A 17,632-nucleotide genomic window follows, 5' to 3' on the forward strand; every position below is an offset into this window, starting at 1 on the left:
CCCCGGAGCTGTGCTCTGGCCCGCCAGAACGATTTGCACTCGTATTGTTCTGACGTTGCCGGGGTGCAGCTCCGGGGTACTCGTGCTTCAGGCAACTCTGGTCCAGCCGGCAGCATCTGGCAAAACGGGGAGAAGTATGTAACTTCCCTAATACTACTTGCTGTCTGCTGTCTTACGTACACTTGCTGCCGTATGAAAACCATTCTTCTACTTGGCGCCGCCGTGTTGCTGCCACTACTGGGCCGGGCGCAGGCGGACCCGGCTGAGAAAGAGCGCCAGGAGCTGAGCCGCCAGCTCAGCCAGCTGCTGCGCGACCCGGCCCAGCCCAACCAGGAAGTGCGCCTCGACCTGGAAGGCTGCCACGTGCAGCAACTTATCCGCGACCAGAAAGCCGACGTGAAAACCAGCCGGCCCGTGTCGGTGAGCGTCAGCAAAGGCAGCTCCGACTGGGCGGTGAACGTGGCCGACGGCAAGTTTGAGATGCGCCTGGGCTTCGAGTGGCGCGACGTGACGGCCATTACGTACGAGCCTGAGCGCAACGACGAGGGCCAGCGCGTGTTTGAGCTGCGGATACAGCGCCGCACCCGCAGTAGCACCACCACCTCCGAGCTAACCCTCCATACCACCGACGAAGCCCAGGTGAAAGACCTCATGCGCCGCCTCGAAAAGCTGCGGCAAAGCTGCCGCTGAGTGTTGAGGCGGCTTATTTGCCTTTAGCTGGACGCAAGGAGTTGGCTTCATCTGGAAGCCTTTGAAGCACATGACCGGTCGAGTCCAGAAATTCCAACCGAGCTGTGTTCTTAGCATCAACCAGCAGCTTGATGCGTGGCTGGCCTGCCTTGTCGAACAGGAACACAGCCGCGTTGTCGTTGCTTTTACCCACAAAAACTCGATCAGGGGCCCTCAGCGGCCGTAGCGCAGCGTTCTTTGCCGGGCCATCTGGCATTTGTTGCCAAGCAGTTAAGCGGCGGGCATGTTCCGGCAGTGGAATGTTGGGGCGGTCTTTGATGCGTAGGCCCACCAGCCGGTTGGTAGCCTCTTCCGAGTACACTAGTTGTAGAGTCTGGTCCTGCCTGTACTGATCAAAGGTAAGCGACTGGGACGCCTGTACTTGGCCATTAACCTGCTGGCCTTGAAACACTAAGCCGCCGCATTCGCCTCCTTCATCATTATAAAATAGAATGGCAGGAGTCTGGCCGTCGCGAGGTAAGTCCTCGCCGGCTACATGCGGAGCTGGCTGGCGCTCCTTGTTCGATAGAACTATGCGCAAGGCTCCAGTTTTTTCCACCACATTGAGACGTTCCACGTCAATTTCACTGAAGCGTGCCCGGCGACTGCCGGGGCCAAAAGCTACCAGTAATGAGCTCACTAGCAGCAATGTAGTGCCCAAAGCATATGCCTGCAACCAACGGATTTGGCGAGCTAGTGAGGCAAGCGTGGGAGTCTGCATGAGCGTAGATTGTTTCTAACGAGAATGACCAAGATAAACTAATTACTGGATAGAAGATAGGTGTACACCCCTTAGTTGTCATGCATCTCAGATCTGAGATTGATCTGCATAACCTTGGCGTCGGCCTGGCCGTTTGCCCAGCACCACCAAGCTCAGCCATCTGCGTGCGACGCCAGCCTTACACCCTGCATTTTAACCCCAAGCTCAGCCTCAATTCTGCTGGCAAGCACGTGCGCGACGGCCTGTCGTCGGTGCTGCGTACCGGCGACAACCTGTGGCTGTGCTGCGACGAGCGTACCACCCTGGAGCGCCTGCGCCTGACCGGCCCGCGGGAGTTCGGCGAGCATTGCTCCTACCAGCTGGCCGATTTTCTGGACCTGCCTTCCGAAGACCGGGCCGAGGAAATTGACATCGAAGGCCTGGGCGAAGGCGACTACTACCTGTGGCTGGTGGGCTCGCACAGCCGCAAGCGCAAAAAGCCCGACCCCGACCACGCCAACCCCGCCAAGCAGATTGCGCGCCTAGCCGAGGTAAAGCAGGAGCCTAACCGCTACCTGCTGGCCCGCATTCCGCTGCTGCGCAACCCCAAAACCGGCAATTACGAGCTGCACCGCGAAGCCCCCCATCCTACTGAGCCCGGCCAAACGCTGCGCGCGGCCCAGCTGCGCGGCACCACCAATTCCAACGACCTGCTCGACCTGCTGGCCCGCGACCCGCACCTGGGGCCTTTCCTGACTATTCCGGGCAAAGACAACGGCTTCGATATTGAGGGCCTGGCCGTGGCGCCCGACGGGCGGCTGTTTGTGGGGCTGCGCGGGCCAGTGCTGCGCGGCTGGGCCTGCGTGCTGGAGCTGCTGCCCGAAGAAGACAAGCACGGCAACCTGCGCCTGGCCAAGCTGCCCGGCGCCACCGAATCCTACTATAAAAAGCACTTCCTGGCCCTGGGCGGTATGGGCGTGCGGGAGTTGCGCCAGCAAGGCCCCGACCTGCTCCTGCTGGCTGGCCCCACCATGGACCTCGACGGCACTATTGCCGTGTACCGCTGGCCGGGCGCCCTCACACTGCCCCAGGACAGCCTCATCGGCCCCGAAAAAGTACAGCGCATCTTCGACGTGCCCCACGGCTCCGGCCCCACCGCCGGCCAGGACAAAGCCGAGGGCATGGCCCTGCTCGACGCCCGCCACGTGCTCATTGCCTTCGACTCACCCACCACCACCCGCAAATCCGCCCCCCATCAGGTCATAGCGGATAGCTTCTTGTTGGAGGAGGGTGATAAAGTGAAAGGTAATGAGGAAAAGGGTGGTGAGGTGAAGGGTGATGAGGTAACAGGTGACAAGTGACAGGTGGACCGTCATGCTGAGCGGAGCCGGAGGCGAAGTCGAACCGAAGGAAGGCGAAGCCAAGCATCTCTCCCGCTTCGTTGCAGTCATCAAGAGTTACCCTCAGTAGAGATGCTTCGGCTGCGCGGACGCCAGATAGAGCAGGACAATACCATTCACGCGGCAGCACGCGCTATGCTTCCTTCATCAGCATGACCGTACCTCCTGTTACCTGTTACCTGTTACCTGTTACCTGTTACCTGTTACCTGTTACCTCATCACCTGTCACCCCTTTCACCTCATTACCCAACACCATGCTTCAAACTCCCGAAACCTCCCACCGCATTCGGTTTCAGGATTGTGATATGCTGGGCCACCTGAACAACGCCCGCTACCTCGACTATTTCCTGAATGCCCGCGAAGAACACACTATTCAGCACTACGCCCTGAACTTGGGCCAACTGGCCCGCGAGCTGGGGGCGGGCTGGGTGATAACCAAGCACCACCTAGCCTACCTGCGGCCGGCCCACCACGCCGAGGTCGTCCGCATCCGCACCCAGCTTATTCACTTCGACAACTCCAACCTGGTAGTGGAAATGCAGATGCTGAGTGAAGACGGCCAGCGCCTGAAGGCCGTGCTGTGGTCGGAAATGGCGTTTGTGAAGGTGCCCGGCGGTACCCGCACTGAGCATTCCGACGCCCTGATGGATCTGCTGGAGCAGCTCGACGTGGAAGACGTAAGCTACGACCCCGACGGCTTCGACGAGCGGGTGCGCCGCCTGCGCAAGCAACTCAAGCGCGAACGAAACGAACACGAATAGAAGCACTGCTACCTGTAAGCCGCCGAGTCATCGGCTCGGAGGCCCGTGGGTAGCGCCCTACTCTGCAAACGCCGCCAGCATTCCGGCGTAGCGGTGATACAGCAGATATAGCGCCGCATCAAACCCAAACAAAAAACCGCCTTGCAGCCACAACGAACGGCCAAACCCCAGCAGCCGCTCGGGCCGGCGGGCCGTGGGGGCCCGGCCCCGCAGCCAGCTCCCGAGCAGCACGTAGCCGGCGTCGAGCACGATGTTGACGAGCAGAATCTGCTCCAACCGGGCCTGGGAGGCCTGGCTTTCGGCTAAGGTAAGATGGGCTACATTGTTGGGACTAACTTGCAACAGGCCCCAGGCGGCAATCAGGGCGTTGACCACGTTCCAGGCCGCGTTCATCTGGTGCAGGTAGTGCAGCTCGGAGCGGGCGTCGGTGTGCTTCACCCAGTAGCCGCTCACCAGCAGGTTGAGCAGGGCCCAGGCGCCCAGCACGCCCATGCCGCGTTCCACCAGCAGCTCGCGGGCGTGGTTGATGGCCGGCAAGCTGCCCTCGGGCGGCAGCCACAGCAGAAAGCAGGATGTCATGCGGCAAGTAAAAGAAAAAGGAAGCCCAGCCGGGCTTCCTTTTAGATGAAGCAATCAGTGCGGCGGGTTAGTTAGAAATACCAATGCCCACGTACACTTGAAAAGCACCGTTTTTGATGTTGTTGAGCGACTGCGCGGCCGTGGTGGTCGGGTCCTGAATGATGTCGGCGAAGCCGGCGGTGTAGCGGCCACCCACGCGGGCCGGCCCTACCCGGGCCTCCACGCCCGCCGATACGCCGTAGTCAAGGCTGTTGTAGCTGTAGCCGAAGCGGTTGTTTTCGTCGGCAATTTTCCGCTCCCGGTCACCTTCCTTCACCTTGGTAAGCAGCGACACCTGCGGGCCCACGTGCACGCTCACGTTGTCGAGGAAGTTGTAGACCAGCAGCACCGGCACCTGAATGTAGTCGAGGCGGGTGTCGTACTGGCTGGTAACGGTGCGGCTGGCGGAGCTAGCCGTAAAGCCTTGGCGGCTGTACAGCACCTCCGGCTGAATCGAGAACTTCTCGTTGAAGCCAAACTGGGCGTACACGCCGGCGTGGAACGTGTTGTAGGCGTCGTCGTTAGCGTAGTTCTTCTTGTCGTCGCCGCGGAAGTGGGCGGCCGTGAAGCCACCTTTCACCCCGAAGCCATTGTTGCGGGAGTCGGAAGTGCCGGGCGAGTAGTCAGTTGAAGAGCGGACGCCCGAAGGGCCGTCGGTTTGAGCCAGGGCAACGGCGCTCAGAGAGCAGAAAGACAGCAGGAGTGCAAATTTTTTCATGGGTAGTAACGGTGAATCAGATCCAAAAAGCCGCCTGCCGTAAAGCAGAAGCTGTATCAGTAAGGCGCTATACTTTGGCGCGCGCAGAAGGTTACAAGCTTACTTCCCAACCATGAAAATTTTTAGCGCATCACACGAATAGAATCAGGAATTGTCTTCTATCTTTGGCTCTTTAAGGCCGCCGCCAGCAGGCTAAGGTGCGGGGCGTTAGCTCAGTTGGTTCAGAGCGCTACCTTGACAGGGTAGAGGTCACTGGTTCGAGCCCAGTACGCCTCACATTAGCCACCCCGAATTGCGAAAGTAACCGCTTGAGAGGGCGGTTATTTTTGTGTTATGCTCTCCATTGCCTGGGCTCCGCTCTACGCCCACCCTCTGCCGGCCGGCCACCGCTTCCCGATGCTGAAGTACGAGCTGCTGCCCGAGCAGTTGCTGCGCGAAGGTGTCGTGCCGCCCCCTGCCTTTTTCCAGCCCGTTCCGCCGCCAGCCGCGGATATTCTGCGCGCCCACGAGGCGGCGTACTACCACCGCCTGCAACAGGGCCAGCTTACGCGGGCTGAGGAGCGGGCCAGCGGTTTTCCGTGGAGCCCCCAGCTAATAGAGCGGGAGGTTACGATTCTGGGCGGCACCATTGAGTGTGCGCGCCGAGCCCTGCGCTACGGCGTGGCCCTGAACGTGGCCGGCGGCACCCACCACGCCTTCCGGGACCGGGGCGAAGGATTTTGCCTGCTCAACGACCAAGCCGCGGCGGCCTGCTACCTGCTGGCCCACCCCGAGCTGGGTGTGCGGCGCGTGCTCATCGTGGACCTCGACGTGCACCAGGGCAACGGCACGGCTGCCATTTTCCGGCACGAGCCGCGGGTGTTTACGTTCAGCATGCACGGGGCCCGCAACTACCCCCACCGCAAAGAGCAGTCGGACCTGGACCTGGCCCTGCCCGATGGCACCGACGACGCCACCTACCTGCGCCTGCTGGCCGACACCCTGCCCCGCCTGCTCGACCGGCACCAGCCCGATTTCGTGTTTTATCTAAGCGGTGTCGACGTGCTGGCCACCGATAAGCTAGGCCACCTCAGCCTCACCCGCACCGGCTGCCGCCGCCGCGACGAGTACGTGCTGGGCCTCTGCCACCAGCACCGCCTGCCCGTAGTCGTGTGCATGGGTGGCGGCTACTCCCCCCGCATTGCCGACATCCTCGAAGCCCATGCCAACACATTTCGAGTGGCAGCCGAGCTATGGGAGTAGGGTAGTGGAAAAGTTTGGAAGGTAGAAAGTTGAGAAGTTAGAAAGTCGAGAGAACGTCCTGCTGAGCGTAGGCGCAGCCGCAGTCGAAGCATCTCTACCGAGGGTAATTTTAATCGTCCGCACGACAGCAACCATCCGCAACGAAGCGGGAGAGATGCTTCGGCAAGCTCAGCAGGACGTTCAGGAGACTTTCTAACTTCTCAACTTTCTAATTCCTAAACTTCTCCACTATCACTTGCCAGCGAAAGGCCCAGCGCCAGCGCAGAGTGTAGCGGCTGATGCCGGCGGCCGCCAGCAGGCGTTGCCAATCTTGGCGGGTGAAGGCGCGGGCTACGGACAGGGGCGCGTCGTGGCGCACGAGGCGAGAGCCGCCCAGCAGGCGCGTGAGCCACTGGATGCTGTAGTAGGCCAGCGGGTGGCGGTGCAGGTCGTTGATGACGACAGCCAACGTGGCTTGCTGCTGCCACTGCCGGAGCATGGGCGCCAGCTGCTCGTCGGGAAAGTGGTGGCAAAACAGGCTGGCTGTCACGATATCGAACTGCTGGCTGGCAAAATCAGGGGAGAAGATGTCCAGCTGCTCATAGCTGATTTCGGGGCAGTCTTGGCTTTTGGCTGCTGCGTAGTCGAGCATGAACCGGTTGGCGTCGATGCCGATGAGCCGCACGGGTACCTGGCGCCGCCGGGCCCAGCGGGCCACTTGCCGCAAGGTGTCGCCGCCGCCGCTGCCCAGGTCGGCGAGGCGCAGGGGGCGGCCGGCCGGGAACTGCGGCTGCAGGCGCTCCAGGGCATCGAGCAGCGGAGCGTAGCCGCCCAGCCAGGTATTCACCACTTCCAGCTCGTCCAGGTTCTGCCGTAGCTCCTCCGAGGCCAGCGTCAGGTCATCCATCAGCTCCTCCTCCCTCGACCGAACACTGAAATCAGGCATATCTTATTAATGTGCGGAATGTGGTGGGAATGTGTTGAATGTGAGAAAATGAGCCGATAAGGTAAGAGTGTGTTGAGGAATTGTCCTGCTTCATCTGGCGTCCGCGCAGCCGGAGGCGAAGTCGAACCGAAGGAAGGTGTAGCCAAGCATCTCTCCCGCTTCGTTCTCACAATTGAGATTAGCCAGTGGTAGAGATGCTTCGGCAAGCGGACGCCAGATGAAGCAGGACCTAAACCTTATTTTGCTAAACCCCTAATACGCTTTAAGCTCGGTTATTCTCTGGGGTCGTCTTAGGATGATAGTAAAGATGCATCCACACTCTTTCCTTTTACCACATTCACCGCATTCCGCGCATTCACCATATTCTTCACATTACCCACATTTCCTCCCCAGGCTACGTGCAATAGCATGGCTTCGAGGGTGAGGCCGGGGCCGAAGGCGAAGCTGAGTACGGGGGCGTGGGCGTCGGTGGGGGAGAGGCTGGCCAGCAGCTCGCGCAGCACAAACAGCACCGTTACCGACGACATATTGCCGTAGTCGCGCAGCACCTGGTAGGCGAAGCGGTTGTCGTGGGCACTCAGGCCCAGGGCGTGCTCGATGGACTCCAGAATCTTACGTCCGCCGGGGTGAATGGCAAAGGCCCGGATGTCGGCCAGGCGCACCGGCAAGTGAGCCAGCAGCGCCTCCGTGAGCCGCCCGATGCCCTGCTCTATCATGCGCGGCACGTAGGAAGACAGGGTCATTTCAAACCCAAAATCATTGATGTGCCAGGCCATATCCTGCTGGCCCTCGGGCTCCAGGCCGCAGTGGAAAGCCGTGAGGGCGAGGCTGGGGCCCGTGGCCGCCGGGCGGCTTTGCACCAAGGCCGCCGCCGCCCCGTCCCCAAACAAGGCGTTGGATACCAGGTGGTCGTCCTCGGTGCTTTTCTGGAAGTGCAGGGTGCACAGCTCGGTGCACACCAGCAGCACCCGGGCGCGGGCATCGGCGCGGCAAAAGGCATCGGCCAGCTTCAGGGCATTCACGGCCGCGTAGCAGCCCATGAAGTTGACGCAGGTGCGCTGCACGTGCCGCGGCAGGCCCAGGGCGGCCACCAGCTCAATGTCGAGTCCCGGCGCGTACATGCCGGTGCAGCTCACCGTAATCAGGTGGGTGATGCTGCTGACTTCTACTTCGGGCAGCTGGGCCAGGCAGGCGTGGGCAGCCTGCACGGAGAGCGGCAGGGCGTGGCGGCGGTACTCGGCCATGCGCGCCCCCACCGACGGAAACGGCTCCAGGCCGGGCGTATTCGGAAAAAACTCAAAAGCGCCGGAGGTACGGCCGTAGTCGGGCAGCACCGTGTAGCGTTGCCCTATGCCCGACACCCGGTACAACGCGCGCAGCTTGCGGGTGCCGGCCTCGTCCAGCTGCAAGGCGCTGGCCATGAAGTCGGCAATGTGCAGCTGCGGAATACGATGGGGCGGGTTGGCGGTGCCAATGGCACAGAGGTAACTGGTCATTAAGTGCAGTTTACGCAATTTTCGGGCCTACCGCCGTGCGAAATTGCGGGGGCGGCTGTAACACCTCGTCTGGATGAATACCGGCGGCTACTGGCGCGAGGTTAGCGCAGCGTACCTCGTGCCGACCATGCCGGGAGGCTGTGCCTCCCCACGTCAGAACGACTGACGCCTGCTCCTGGTGGCCCGGTCCCGGCTTGCCGCTGGTGCGGCAGTGGAGGCGCAGCCTCCACCTCATGCCCAGGCACGAGGTACGCTGCGCTAACCTCGCGCCAGTAGCCGCCGGTATTCATCCAGACGAGGCGCGAAACAGGGATATCTTAAAATTCCTGGCCGTGGGTGCGGCGCATGAGGGCCTGCACGGCGGCGGGCCAGTGGCGCAGGCCGCCCACTACGGCTTCGCTGAGCACCGGCTGCCCGAAAAGGCGCTGCACGGCCCGCCCTACGCGCAGGCGTGGCCCAAAGTGGCGCTGCCAGCTGTGGCGGTAGGCGGCTTCCAGGGCCGGGCGTGCCAGCTGGCCCCGCAAGAACTGATCGAGGTGATGAGCGGCCAGCTGGGCGCCGTGAATGGCCATGGCCATGCCGTTGCCGCAAAGCGGGGTAATCAGCCCGGCTGCGTCGCCGCACAGCAGCATGTGGTTTTCGAGGCAGGTTTTGGGGGCAAAGGAAATTTCGTTGATAACCTCGGGCTGGTCGTAGAGAAACTCCGCCTCGTGCAGAATGGCGCGCAGCAGCGGGTTGCGGGCCAGCACCTGCCGCTCCAGCTCGGCCACCGTGCCGTGGGCCTTGAGGTTGCGGCGGGTGGTGAGGTAGCAGAAGCAGTACTTGCCGTCTTCAATGGCCGAAATGCCGGCGTAGCCATCGGCGAAGTTGTGCAGGGCAATCAGGTCGGGCGGGAAATCGTAGCGCAGGTGATACTTCACGCCCAGGTAGGGTGAGCGTTGCTGAAAAAACGGCCGCTGCAACTGCCGGTCCAACGTGCTGCGCTTGCCGTAGGCCCCCAGCACGGCACGGGCCGCCAGGCGGCCCCCGTCGGCCAGCACTACTTCGTGCGCATCACGGCCTGTGTCGAAGGTGACGTCCGTGACGGTGGTTTTTTGCAGCACCTGCACGCCCCGGCTCTCCGCCAGGCGGTAGAGGTAGTCGTCGAGGCGGTAGCGGCTGATGCCGAAGCCGCCCAGGTCGAGCGGGGCCGTGAGGGTGCGTCCGGCCGGGGAGCTGACCAGCAGCCGCCCAATGTGGGCCGGGCCCAGCGGGGCCGGGTCGGCGTGCAGGCGGCGCAGGTAGGGCAGCACCTCATTGGAAATGTACTCGCCGCACACCCGGTGAAACGGAAACTGGCGCCGCTCCACCAGAGCCACGGCGTAGCCGCGCTGGCGCAGGTCGAGGGCCGCGCACAGCCCGCCGAGGCCCCCACCAATAATGACAACGTCCACTTGCTTATCTGGTAAGAGCGTGAGGGTGAAGAATGACAGGCAGCATTTATCGAAGATGATTTATATTTTCCGGTGAGCGTAGGGAATCCCATGCTACCTTTGCAAACCTAAAAACAAGCCGGCCGTTATTGTTTCATCTGCTGGTCGTTCTCTTTCGCCCTCTTATGCTTTTCTATGATGCAACGCTTACGCTCTTTGTTCCTTACTTTTTTATTATCCCTGGGTTTGCACAGCAGCCTGCCGCGAACCGCCGCGGCTCAAACAGCGGCGCCCCCGCGCCAGCAGCCAACCCGGCCCGCCGCCTCTGCTGAAGAGAAAGCCTTGCTGGTGTACCCCAACCCCAGTACGGGCATCGTGCACATTGCTGTCAATGGCTTTGAAGGCCGCCGCCTCGACTTGCGGGTCTTGAATGTCATTGGCTCGGTGATGTACCGCGAAACGATAACCGAGTTGAACGACCGGTACACCAAAAGCCTGGACCTGAGCAAGTTTGCCAGTGGCCTGTACTACGTCAAGCTGGAATCGGACGATTACAGCGAGATGCGCAAGCTGGTCATCCGGTAAGAACTGCTCGGGTAATAGTATCAGTTTGTTGGAAGCAGCCTCACATGGGGCTGCTTTTGCTTTTTCTGCTCCGGTCTGCCCCGCCCCCGGCTCTCTCTACTCAACAGAAGAGGAAGCTTTGCGTCCAGCCTGTAGCTTCTGGCTGAGCTTTTAACGCTCCGTTATTTATCTAATCCACCTCTCGCCCAGTTGCTTGATGCGCACTGCGTGGTGCGCGAAAGTTGCCAAAGAGGTAAATAGAACAAAGCCTCCACCTTGCGGGCGGAGGCTTCGCTTTACTGCTGTAAGCAGGCACTAGTGCTTACTTGGCGCGCACCGGCTCCGGCGTGAGCATGCCTTTTACATTGTTGACGGTATCGAGAAAGAGCAGGGCAGTTACCAGGGCAATGCCGAAGAAGATGAGCAGAGACATACGAAAAGAAGGTTAAAAGCGAAGAAAGCTGCCTAACGCCGGGGCCCAGCGGTTGGTGCCGCGGCGGTGGGCTATTTCCTACTTATAACCCAAAAGCTGAGGCAGAGTTACGGTATAATTATGTGCTTTTCAGCAGGTGCCGCACCACGAAGCGGGCATCGGCGGCGGCTCCGCCCATGAGGGCCGAGCGGCGGCTGTGCAGCCAGGGCAAGCCCAGAAACGCCAGGCCCGGCACGGAACTCAGGCCGCGGTGGTGCAGCGGTTGCCCATCAGAGGCCAGGGCGCCGGGCACGCGCAGCCACTCGTAGTCCGGCCCGAAGCCAGTGGCCCACACCACGGCCGCCAGCGGCGGGGTGGCGGCGCGCTGCCCTTGGATGGTGCCGGCAGCGGTGGCTTCCGTGGCCCGGCCTATCCACTGCACGTTATCAAAGCCGCGCAGGTGGTGCAGGTCTTGGCTTACTACCGGCTCGGGCCGCTGCCGCATCAGCCGGCCCACCGGCGAGTTGCGGCCGGCTTGCAGCAGGCCAGTGCCTAGAATAAAGGCCCACATGGCGGTATTGTTGGCCAGGGCCGGGGTTTTTTCGTCGAAGGCAATGAATACGGGGCGGCCCGTGGCTGCCAGGTCGGCGGCAATTTGCAGGGCCGAGTTGCCGCTGCCTACTACCGCCACCGGCCCGGTGCCCGGCAGCTGGGCGGGGCGCTGGTAGGCGCTGCTATATAGCTGCTGCACGGCTGGCGGCAGCTGCCCGGCAAAGGCCGGGCGGCGCGGGGTGGTGTATGGGCCCGTGCACACCACCACGCGCCGGGCCTGGTAGCGGAGGCCAGCCGCCGTTTCTACTACGTAGCCTCCGGTGGGAGCCGGCGCTACGCTGATTACGCGCTGGCCGCACTCTATCTTAAACTTGAAGTGGGCAGCGTACTGGCGCAGGTAAGCCGCGGTTTCGTCCTTGGTGGGGTAGCGCAGCGGGTTACCCGGCCACGCCAGACTCGGCAAGGCGCTGGCCCAGGCCGGCGAAAACAGCCGCAACGAGTCGTAACGCGTAGCCCACACGTCACCGACAGCGGAACGCTCCTCCAGTATCACCAGCGGCACGCCGGCCCGTTGCAGATAGTACGCAGCCGCCAGCCCGGCCTGGCCCGCTCCTATAAGTAAGGTGTCGGTGTGGGGAGGAGTGCGTTTCATACGATAGTCAAGCACCCGGCTACTCCGCTGAGCCGGCCGCCGCAACGTGGGTTTGGTAGTCAACCACTGCACCGGCCGGCTGGTTTAGCGGGCTTGGGCGGCACCTTCTTCGGCAAACTCTTCGCCCAGCTGCCGGATTACCTCGTTTAGAGTGGCGCGGATGATGTGGACGTGCTCGGCCAGAGCCGACCAGTCGGGTGGAGTGGGGGCGGTGGCGGCGGTTTCCAGGGCGCGGAGCGGGTCGAGCAACACCTGAATCTGCAAGCCGCCCACCGAGCTTTTCAGCTGGTGAGCTGCGGCGCTGAGGGGCTGCACCTGGCGCTGGGCCAGGTGGGTTTCCAGCTCCTCCACCAGCGGGGGCGTAGTATTGCTGAACAACCGAACCAGCCGCCGGATAAACGTTTCGTCCTGGTTGGTAAACTGCCGCAGGTTGCTCAGGTCGTACAGCTTGGGGCAGGGCTGCGGGGGCGCTCCGGCCGCCGCGCCGCAGGGCAGGGCCGGCAGATTGGGCAGCAGGCCGGCAATGGTCTGGAACAGCTCCGCCTCCCGAAACGGCTTCGACAAATACGCATCGAGCCCGGCCGCCCGGTACCGCTCGGCTTCACCGGCCATGGCGTGGGCCGTAAAGGCCACCACCGGCGTACGGGCCCGCTCGGGGTCGGGGTGCTCCCGCAGCAGGCGGGTGGCCACCATGCCATCCATGCCCGGCATCTGAATGTCCATGAGCACCACGTCGTAGCGGTGCTGGCGAAACAGGGCCAGGGCCTCGGGGCCCGAAGCAGCGGCGTCCACCTCCAGCCCCCAGCCGCGCAGCATCGTCTGCACCAGCAGCTGGTTTACGGCGTTGTCTTCGGTGAGCAGCACCCGGTAGCCGCGCAGGGCCGCGTAGTTGGGGCAGGGCGCCGGGGCGGCGGGCGGGTCGGCCTCGGGGGCCTGGCCGAAGGGTAGGCTGAAGCGGAAGGTGCTGCCGTGGTGCAGGCGGCTTTCGGCCGTGAGCCGGCCGCCCAGCAGCTCCACCAGGCCGCGGGCAATGCTCAGCCCCAGCCCCGAGCCCCCGTACTCGCGGGCCGTGCTGGCCGAAGCCTGCATAAATGGCTCAAACAGCTGCTCCAGCTGCCCCTCCGGAATGCCAATGCCGGTATCGAGCACCGCAAACTGAAACCGCGGGCTGCCGGTGGGGTTTTCCTCGGGCTGGCAGCGCAGCAGCACGTGGCCGCGCTCCGTAAACTTGATGGCGTTGCTGAGCAGGTTGAGCAGCACCTGGCGCAGGCGGTGCGGGTCGCCCAGCACGCGGGTGGGCACGGCGGCAGGCGGCAGCTCTAGGCGCAGGCTGATGCCTTTTTCGGTGGCCTTGGGCAGCAGGGCCTGGCAGCTGTCCTTGAGCACGTCGCGCAGCTCAAACGGCACCGTCTCCAGCCGAATGCGGCCCGCGCCCAGCTGGGCCATGTCCAGAATATCGTTGATAACCACCAGCAGGCTCTCGGCCGACTGCCGGATGTGGTGCAGGTACTGCTGCTGCTGCTCTTGCAGCGGCGTTTTGGCCAGCAGCGCCGCCAGGCCCAGCACCCCGTTCATGGGCGTCCGGATTTCGTGGCTCATGTTGGTGAGGAAAGTCTGGCGGGCGCGGGCGTTTTCCTCAGCTACTTCTTTGGCCAGCTGGAGGTCCTGCTCGGTGCGCTTCAGCTCCGTAATGTCGTTGTCGACGCCCAGCACCTGCACGGTGCCATCGGCCAGCACAAAGGGGCGCTTGATGCTGTAAAACCAGCGCTGGCGGCCGTCGGCGCCGGTAAAGGTATCTTCGCGGGCCAGCTCCTGGCCGCTGGCAATTACCTGCCGGTCGTAGGCGGTGTAGCGTTCCAGGTCGGGGAAGCTGGCGGCCAGGGCCTGGGCGTTGGTTTTGGTGAGGGCATCGAGGCTGAGACCGAACAGCTGGGCCGTGGCGGCGTTGGCCAGCACGTAGTTGCCGGCCGCGTCTTTGAGGTGAATCAGGTTGGGAACCGTATCAATTACCTGCCGGAACAAGCGGTTCTGCTCGGCCAGGTGGCGGTTGGCCACCCGGCGCTGCTCGTCGGCCAGCTTCCAGAGCGTAATATCCTCGCCCGACCCCACCAGCTGCTGCACCCGGCCGTCGGCGTTGCGGGCGAAGGGCGTAGTCCGGATGCGCAGCCAGCGCAACGAGCCGTTGCGGTGGTAGATGGAATACTCCAGGGTCAGAATCTCGCCATCGGCGGCCTCTGCCACCTGCTGCATGTGGGCTTGCAGGCGCTCCAGCTCCTGCGGCGGCAGCAGGATGTTGAACATGCCCGTTCCCATGGCCTGGATTTCGGCTTCGGTGTAGCCCAGCGTGGTTTCGATGTAGCGGTTGCAGTACACGTTGCACTGTTGCTCCAGGTCGAAGATGTAAATCAGGTTGGGGGTGGTATCGGTGACGCGCTCAATCAGCAGGCGGCTTTGGCGCAGCTGCTCCTCGGTGGTGCGGCGCTCCGTCACGTCGGTAGCCGAGCCCACCATCTGCCACACCTGGCCGCTGGGGTGGCGCGTGAAGATGGCGCTTTTCAGGTTCAGCCAGCGCCAGCTGCCATTGCGGTGCCGGAAGCGGTACTCCGAGCTGATGATTTCTCCATCGGCCATGGAGAACAGCTCCCGCTGCTTGCGCAGGCTCACGGCCAGGTCGTCGGGGTGCAGCAAGGTGCCAAGCCGGGGGCCGAGGGCCAGCATCTCCTCGGGCGTGTAGCCCAGCACGGCTTCCGACTGCGGATTGCAGTAGAGCAGGCTGCGCGTGTCCATGTCCAGCAGGAACACAATGTTGGGCACGGTGTCGGCAATGCGCGTGGTAAACAGCTGGTTGTAGTGCAGCTCGGCCTCGGTGCGCCGCCGCTCCGTCAGGTTGGTCAGGTACACGTTGGCGCCCTCCGCTTGGCTGAGTGGGGCCACCGTCCAGAGGTAGAACTCGTCGCCAAGGCGCTGCTCCAGCGTGTTGGGGGTGCCGCGCTGCAAGGCCCTGGCTATTTCCTGGCGCAGCAGGGCCGCCGCCTCTGCCGCTTCGGGCCGGGCCAGGGCCTCGAGCACCGGCGCGGCGGCGGGGTTGGCGTACAGGGCTTCGCCGGCCGGCCCAAACCGGATGATGGGCTGGGGGCTCTGCTCGGCCAGGCGCGAGAGTTCCTGCACCCGCTGCTGGGCTTGGTGGCGCAGGGTCACGTCTTCGTAGCTCCACACGTGCAGCACGGTGCGGCCCTGCTGCACCACGGGCAGGTAGTCTTGCTGCACCACCGTGCCATTGCGCAGGTGCAGCAGCGTGCCGCTGGTGCGCTGCTGCCCGGCCATCAGCTGGGTGTTGTGGCGGCCGAAGGCGGCCGGGTCGCGGGGGCCAGTGCGGCCCTGCTCCAACACGCCCGCGGTAGGCCGGCCCTGGTAGGCAGCCGCGTCCTCGCTCAGCCCAAACAGGTCGCACAGCCGCTGGTTGAGCAGGGTCACCACGTGGTCCTCGTTTTCGGCCAGGATGGCCGTGCTCATGGTGTGCAGCAAAGCCGAAGCCTGCCCGGCCGCGGCCTGGGAGCGGGCCCGCAGCTCGGCCAGCTGCTGCTCGGCCAGCTGCTGGGCGGCCTGGGCCTGGGCCTGGGCGTGGCGGGCCTGGCGCAGCTGGCGCGCCAGGTGGCGGAGGCTGATAGAGCTCATAGAGGAGGCAACCGGGCCAGGTCAGCGGATGGACACTTCGTTGTTCTGCACCATCCGGTAAATGGTGGACTTCCCAATCTGGAGCTTGGCGGCCACCTGCAAGATGTTGCCATTGTGGGCATCGAGGTAGCGCTGCACAATGGCCGTGGTTTGGGCCCGCAGCGACTCGGGGCCGGTTTCGGCAGGAGGCCCGGCCGGGGAGCTGGTGGGCGCGTCGCGCAAGGACAAGTCATGGGCCTGAATCTCGTCGCCTTCGGCCAGCACGGCGGCCAGCTCCACCACTGCCTTCAGCTCGCGCACGTTGCCCGGAAACGGGTAGCGCAGCAGCTTTTGCTCGGCCCCGGCCGAAAGGGCGCAGCCGGCCATGTGGTTCTGGGCGCAGAAGTCGCGCAGAAAGGCATTGGCCAGCACCAGCACGTCGCGGCCCCGCTCGCGCAGCGGGGGCATCTGAATGGGCAGGCCCAGCAGGCGGTAGTACAGGTCTTCGCGGAAGCGGCCCTCGCGCACTTCCCGGGCCAGGTCGCGGTGGGTGGCCACCATCAGGCGGGCATCAAAGGCAATGCGCGCGTTGCTGCCCAGGCGGGTTATTTCACGCTCTTGCAGCACCCGCAGCAGCTTGGCCTGTAGGCTTAAGTCCAGCTCGGCTATTTCGTCCAGAAACAGAGTGCCGCGGTGGGCTTCCTCGAAGCGCCCGATGCGCCGGGCTACAGCCCCGGTAAACGCGCCCTTCTCGTGCCCGAACAGCTCACTTTCCAGCAGCTCCCGCGGAATAGCCGCCACGTTGACGGCCACGAACGGGCCCGCGCTGCGCTCCGACTGGAAGTGAATGGCCTTAGCTACCAGCTCCTTGCCCGTGCCCGTCTCGCCGCTCAGCGAGACGGTGATGTTGGTGCGGGCTGCTTTGTCGATGAGGGTGAAGAGCTGCTGCATCTGCGGACTTTCGCCCAGAATGGCCCGGCGCGGGTCGTAGCGCTGCCCGATTTGCTCGCGCAGCCGCTCGTTTTCGCGGCGCAGGCGTAGCTGCTTGCAAATGTTATTGACCGTGTTCCAGAGGCGGTCGGCGGTTTCTTCGTCTTTCACCAGGTAGTCGTAGGCGCCTTCGCGGAGCAGGCCCACGGCCGTGCGCACATCCTCCTGGGCCGAAATAACAATAACCGAAGCCTCGGGCAGGCGCTCCTTGAGTTGGCGCAGCACCTGCTCGCCTTTCCCGTCGGGCAGGGTGTAGTCGAGGGTGATGATGTCGGGTTTCTCGCCCAAGTGCTCAAAGCAAGCCTGGGCCGTGGTAAACCGGCGGATAAGATAATCCGGGTTCTGCGCGAGTTTGTACTCTAGCAGCTCGCCATACCAGATGTTATCCTCCACTACAAAGATGGTGACGGGTAGCGGTGTACTCATACGAACGGGGGAGGGGGGTGGAACCGGAATGGTGGGGGCAGGGCCTTGGCCTGCCTGCTCCTGGGCTGAGCACGGCACTTAAATGTGCTATTCCGGGAAGTAGGCTTTCAGTAGCTCAGAAGAAAAGAAAACGGCGCTTGAATGCGAGTATAAGCGGGATTTATGGGCTTACCAAACTTTTTCAAATTCGGACGCTGAATCTAGGAATGGGACAATATAGCCGCTTGCGTATAGATGCACCGCGCTGGCAGACAGCTACTTGTCGTTAAAATACCGAAATGGCGGCGGAATTGCCAATTACTTTTTAGGCTCTAAAAGTCTGGAGTCGAACAACAAATCCGTACCAACAATGGCTGGTTTTCGCTTTTTCAGGAAAGCTTG

The 17,632-nt window shown here is 63.1% G+C and carries 14 protein-coding genes and 1 tRNA gene; 6 read left to right on the forward strand and 9 right to left on the reverse strand.

Translation table 11 applies throughout. From position 1 onward, the window contains the following. Positions 1–192: 192 nt before the first annotated feature. Positions 193–690 (forward strand): hypothetical protein, encoded by a 498-nt coding sequence (locus OIS53_RS16770; protein WP_264679729.1) that lies wholly within the window; start codon positions 193–195, stop codon positions 688–690. Positions 691–703: 13 nt separating this feature from the next. Here OIS53_RS16770 and OIS53_RS16775 read toward each other — a convergent pair whose 3' ends face one another. After that, positions 704–1,450: a hypothetical protein gene (locus tag OIS53_RS16775; protein WP_264679730.1), complete on the reverse strand. Its 747-nt coding sequence runs from the start codon at positions 1,448–1,450 to the stop codon at positions 704–706. Positions 1,451–1,614: 164 nt separating this feature from the next. On the opposite strand from OIS53_RS16775, the gene OIS53_RS16780 reads away from it, so the two are divergent. Continuing rightward, entirely contained in the window at positions 1,615–2,790 is a 1,176-nt protein-coding gene (locus OIS53_RS16780) for a DUF3616 domain-containing protein (protein WP_264679731.1), read from the forward strand. 293 nt (positions 2,791–3,083) lie between these two features. Next, a complete protein-coding gene (locus tag OIS53_RS16785; protein ID WP_264679732.1) occupies positions 3,084–3,590 on the forward strand; it encodes an acyl-CoA thioesterase in 507 nt (168 codons plus the stop codon). 57 nt (positions 3,591–3,647) lie between these two features. Here the strand turns inward: OIS53_RS16785 and OIS53_RS16790 are convergent, their stop codons facing one another. Further along, positions 3,648–4,169 carry a DUF6992 family protein gene (locus OIS53_RS16790; protein WP_264679733.1) on the reverse strand — a complete coding sequence of 174 codons (522 nt, stop codon included), beginning with the start codon at positions 4,167–4,169 and terminating at the stop codon, positions 3,648–3,650. A 67-nt stretch (positions 4,170–4,236) separates the two neighbouring features. Beyond that, positions 4,237–4,926: a porin family protein gene (locus OIS53_RS16795; protein WP_264679734.1), complete on the reverse strand. Its 690-nt coding sequence runs from the start codon at positions 4,924–4,926 to the stop codon at positions 4,237–4,239. A gap of 201 nt (positions 4,927–5,127) precedes the next feature. Here OIS53_RS16795 and OIS53_RS16800 point away from each other — a divergent pair. Together OIS53_RS16800 and OIS53_RS16805 are read left to right on the forward strand one after the other, a co-directional pair. After that, positions 5,128–5,202 (forward strand) — tRNA-Val (locus OIS53_RS16800). 57 nt (positions 5,203–5,259) lie between these two features. After that, the gene (locus OIS53_RS16805; RefSeq protein ID WP_264679735.1) at positions 5,260–6,168 is read left to right on the forward strand and encodes a histone deacetylase family protein; all 909 of its coding nucleotides are present in this window, start codon (positions 5,260–5,262) and stop codon (positions 6,166–6,168) included. Between the two features lie 208 nt (positions 6,169–6,376). Here the strand turns inward: OIS53_RS16805 and OIS53_RS16810 are convergent, their stop codons facing one another. The 3 genes from OIS53_RS16810 to OIS53_RS16820 all read right to left on the reverse strand — a co-directional run bounded on the left by OIS53_RS16810 (position 6,377) and on the right by OIS53_RS16820 (position 10,022). Then, positions 6,377–7,093, reverse strand: coding sequence for a methyltransferase domain-containing protein (locus tag OIS53_RS16810; protein ID WP_264679736.1), 717 nt, complete (start codon positions 7,091–7,093; stop codon positions 6,377–6,379). A 290-nt stretch (positions 7,094–7,383) separates the two neighbouring features. After that, positions 7,384–8,589: a type III polyketide synthase gene (locus OIS53_RS16815; RefSeq protein WP_264679737.1), complete on the reverse strand. Its 1,206-nt coding sequence runs from the start codon at positions 8,587–8,589 to the stop codon at positions 7,384–7,386. Between the two features lie 317 nt (positions 8,590–8,906). After that, positions 8,907–10,022, reverse strand: a complete 1,116-nt coding sequence (locus tag OIS53_RS16820) for an NAD(P)/FAD-dependent oxidoreductase (protein ID WP_264679738.1) — start codon at positions 10,020–10,022, stop codon at positions 8,907–8,909. Between the two features lie 195 nt (positions 10,023–10,217). Here OIS53_RS16820 and OIS53_RS16825 point away from each other — a divergent pair, with 195 nt between their 5' ends. Then, positions 10,218–10,586, forward strand: a complete 369-nt coding sequence (locus OIS53_RS16825) for a T9SS type A sorting domain-containing protein (protein WP_264679739.1) — start codon at positions 10,218–10,220, stop codon at positions 10,584–10,586. A gap of 530 nt (positions 10,587–11,116) precedes the next feature. Here the strand turns inward: OIS53_RS16825 and OIS53_RS16830 are convergent. The 3 genes from OIS53_RS16830 to OIS53_RS16840 form a co-directional block, all read right to left on the reverse strand. Continuing rightward, the gene (locus OIS53_RS16830; protein WP_264679740.1) at positions 11,117–12,181 is read right to left on the reverse strand and encodes a flavin-containing monooxygenase; all 1,065 of its coding nucleotides are present in this window, start codon (positions 12,179–12,181) and stop codon (positions 11,117–11,119) included. Positions 12,182–12,265: 84 nt separating this feature from the next. Further along, positions 12,266–15,856, reverse strand: a complete 3,591-nt coding sequence (locus OIS53_RS16835) for a PAS domain S-box protein (protein ID WP_264679741.1) — start codon at positions 15,854–15,856, stop codon at positions 12,266–12,268. Positions 15,857–15,877: 21 nt separating this feature from the next. Continuing rightward, entirely contained in the window at positions 15,878–17,251 is a 1,374-nt protein-coding gene (locus OIS53_RS16840; RefSeq protein ID WP_264679742.1) for a sigma-54-dependent transcriptional regulator, read from the reverse strand. Between the last annotated feature and the right edge of the window lie 381 nt (positions 17,252–17,632).

Origin of the sequence: Hymenobacter sp. YIM 151500-1 (genome assembly GCF_025979885.1) — a bacterium.
Taxonomy (GTDB): Bacteria; Bacteroidota; Bacteroidia; order Cytophagales; family Hymenobacteraceae; genus Hymenobacter.

What these genes read in the sequence shown, in the direction of transcription:
- OIS53_RS16790 (WP_264679733.1), bottom strand. Translation starts at nt 4,169, where the DNA reads ATGACATCCTGCTTTCTGCTGTGGCTGCCGCCCGAGGGCAGCTTGCCG.
- OIS53_RS16785 (WP_264679732.1), top strand. Translation starts at nt 3,084, where the DNA reads ATGCTTCAAACTCCCGAAACCTCCCACCGCATTCGGTTTCAGGATTGT.
- OIS53_RS16830 (WP_264679740.1), bottom strand. Translation starts at nt 12,181, where the DNA reads ATGAAACGCACTCCTCCCCACACCGACACCTTACTTATAGGAGCGGGC.
- OIS53_RS16775 (WP_264679730.1), bottom strand. Translation starts at nt 1,450, where the DNA reads ATGCAGACTCCCACGCTTGCCTCACTAGCTCGCCAAATCCGTTGGTTG.
- OIS53_RS16810 (WP_264679736.1), bottom strand. Translation starts at nt 7,093, where the DNA reads ATGCCTGATTTCAGTGTTCGGTCGAGGGAGGAGGAGCTGATGGATGAC.
- OIS53_RS16815 (WP_264679737.1), bottom strand. Translation starts at nt 8,589, where the DNA reads ATGACCAGTTACCTCTGTGCCATTGGCACCGCCAACCCGCCCCATCGT.
- OIS53_RS16840 (WP_264679742.1), bottom strand. Translation starts at nt 17,251, where the DNA reads ATGAGTACACCGCTACCCGTCACCATCTTTGTAGTGGAGGATAACATC.
- OIS53_RS16795 (WP_264679734.1), bottom strand. Translation starts at nt 4,926, where the DNA reads ATGAAAAAATTTGCACTCCTGCTGTCTTTCTGCTCTCTGAGCGCCGTT.
- OIS53_RS16835 (WP_264679741.1), bottom strand. Translation starts at nt 15,856, where the DNA reads ATGAGCTCTATCAGCCTCCGCCACCTGGCGCGCCAGCTGCGCCAGGCC.
- OIS53_RS16805 (WP_264679735.1), top strand. Translation starts at nt 5,260, where the DNA reads ATGCTCTCCATTGCCTGGGCTCCGCTCTACGCCCACCCTCTGCCGGCC.
- OIS53_RS16770 (WP_264679729.1), top strand. Translation starts at nt 193, where the DNA reads ATGAAAACCATTCTTCTACTTGGCGCCGCCGTGTTGCTGCCACTACTG.